The sequence below is a fragment of the Paracoccus simplex genome (genome assembly GCF_042648325.1).
In the GTDB taxonomy this organism is placed as follows: domain Bacteria; phylum Pseudomonadota; class Alphaproteobacteria; order Rhodobacterales; family Rhodobacteraceae; genus Paracoccus; species Paracoccus simplex.
Map to the genome: position 1 here is coordinate 26,465 of NZ_JBHRXE010000067.1, position 1,951 is coordinate 28,415.

Here is a 1,951-nt window from a genome sequence, read left to right on the forward strand (position 1 = left end):
CTGGCGCCGCCTTGCAGCATCCCTATACCAGACGTTCGTGCTTGGCGCGGCGAGATCGTCGGGTCACGGTCTGCTCTGCGGGACGAAGCAGTAACTCCGCCCCGTCCCACTCCCATTACCACGGCGATCTTCCGTCCGGCTCTACAAAGCCACCGCTGCTTTTAGCGTTCAGCGCATATTCCGCCGGAAGCCTCGCGCCTTCTTCGGGGGTCATCGTGCCATAGCCGGTCAGGTCGGTTTTCACGAAACCGGGGCTGATCGAGTTCACTTTGATCTTCGTGCCCCGCAACTCTTCATGCAGCTGGATCGTCAACATGTTCAGTGCCGCCTTCGAGGCGTTGTAACCGATGAACTGCTGTGAATAGTAGGGCGAGGTGGGATCGGCGTTCATCGTCAGCGACCCAAGCGCGCTCGATAGGTTCACGATCCGCGCTTCAGGCGCGGCGCGCAGCAACGGGAGCATCGCTTGCGTGACAGCCAGTGCGCCGATGAAGTTGACCTCCATCACGCGCCGCACGGCGTCTATTGAGGCTTTGCTGGGTGTCGCGTCAGCAAAATCGAAGATGCCCGCGTTGTTGACCAGAATATCCAGACGGCCGTAATCGGCAGCGATGGCTTCGGCCGTGTCGGCAATGGTCTCTGGCCTGTCGAGGTCCAGCAAAACCGCCTTTGCGGTCAGCCCATCCCGCGCCAGAACGGCGGCGGCCTCGTCTCCACGTGCTTTGTCACGGCTGCCAATCAGCACATGAACACCGGCTTGCGCCAGCTTGCGGGATATCTCCAACCCGATGCCCTTGTTGGCGCCGGTCACGAGCGCAATGCGGTTCTCTGCCATTTTTGTGTTCCCTTCATAGCTCTGCGAACAATATATGAAGGAGTTTTCAGGTTTTGGATTCGCATATGCCACCCCAAGTATCGCAATGGTCCAAGCCCCGTAAAACACCCGTGCAACGCCGCTCGCGCGTGACCGTGGACGCGATTTTCGAGGCGACCATTCAGGTTTTGCTGGCCGAGGGTCTGGCGCGCCTCACGACAACGCGCGTGTCCGAGCGCGCGGGCGTATCGGTCGGGACGATGTATCAGTATTTCCCGAACAAGCAGGCGCTGATCATCGCGTTGAACGAGCGTTACCTCAACACCTTGGCAGAACGTGTTGAAGGAACCTGCTCCCTCATGGCGGGCCAACCCGCATCAAAAATGGTCTCTGCGCTGATTGAGACCTATTGGACCACCAAGACCGAGCGGGCCGATCTGACGCAAGCCCTTTATCGTTCAGTTGCGGCGCTCGACAACAGTGAGTTGATGCAGGCTTTCGCAACGCGGGTCGATGCAGCAACGACGAAGATGTTTCGTCAGGCTTCGGATCTGCCGCCGGAGCATGCCGCAGAGATCAACCTGACCCTGACCACCGTGGTCTACGGAGCCGTGCGCAACGCCTTTGAGCGCCAGCTGGGCATGGAACAAATTACGGCGCTGAAGGCCAGCCTGACCGATATGTGTTGTGCCTGGCTGATCAGCTTCCAGCATCGGATACAAATGACCGCAAAGGACTCTTTGCGCCAACGCACGCTACAGTAGGTGCGATCCGCATTGGCATGACGGACCTCGTCGGCCATTTGTCGCGAGCAGGCGTTCGCACCTGCATCCATGCGCACTCAGGCCGACGATGCCCGTCTTGGCCCGAAACGTGATACAGTCTCGTGGTCGGCATGACCGAAGAAGGGTGGGGCCGGTGGACTGGAGGTAGTCCCATGCCCGCCCAACGCGTCGATGGAGTTTCTCGCAACATGGCATCTATCATGCAAGTCGGTGAGCGGAGGTGCCCCGGCATAGCAGGCATAGGAAGCCGTAATTTTGGGTGTTGTGAGATCTCGTCGGTGGCGACCGCAACGTACGCCTGCGGTGAAGGCCGTCTGCTCTGATTGAGCAAATGGTCGTAAGGCATTGCCTT

2 protein-coding genes are annotated in these 1,951 nt (G+C 59.5%); one reads left to right on the forward strand and one right to left on the reverse strand.

The features are described 5' to 3' along the window. Positions 1–115 precede the first annotated feature (115 nt). Positions 116–835, reverse strand: a complete 720-nt coding sequence (locus ACFOMP_RS19665; RefSeq protein ID WP_058099361.1) for an SDR family oxidoreductase — start codon at positions 833–835, stop codon at positions 116–118. A 65-nt stretch (positions 836–900) separates the two neighbouring features. Here ACFOMP_RS19665 and ACFOMP_RS19670 point away from each other — a divergent pair, with 65 nt between their 5' ends. Further along, positions 901–1,578 carry a TetR/AcrR family transcriptional regulator gene (locus ACFOMP_RS19670; RefSeq protein ID WP_058099360.1) on the forward strand — a complete coding sequence of 226 codons (678 nt, stop codon included), beginning with the start codon at positions 901–903 and terminating at the stop codon, positions 1,576–1,578. Positions 1,579–1,951: the final 373 nt, after the last annotated feature.

Excerpts from the sequence above, each read along its gene's own strand:
- ACFOMP_RS19670 (WP_058099360.1), top strand. The coding sequence starts at position 901 with ATGCCACCCCAAGTATCGCAATGGTCCAAGCCCCGTAAAACACCCGTG.
- ACFOMP_RS19665 (WP_058099361.1), bottom strand. The coding sequence starts at position 835 with ATGGCAGAGAACCGCATTGCGCTCGTGACCGGCGCCAACAAGGGCATC.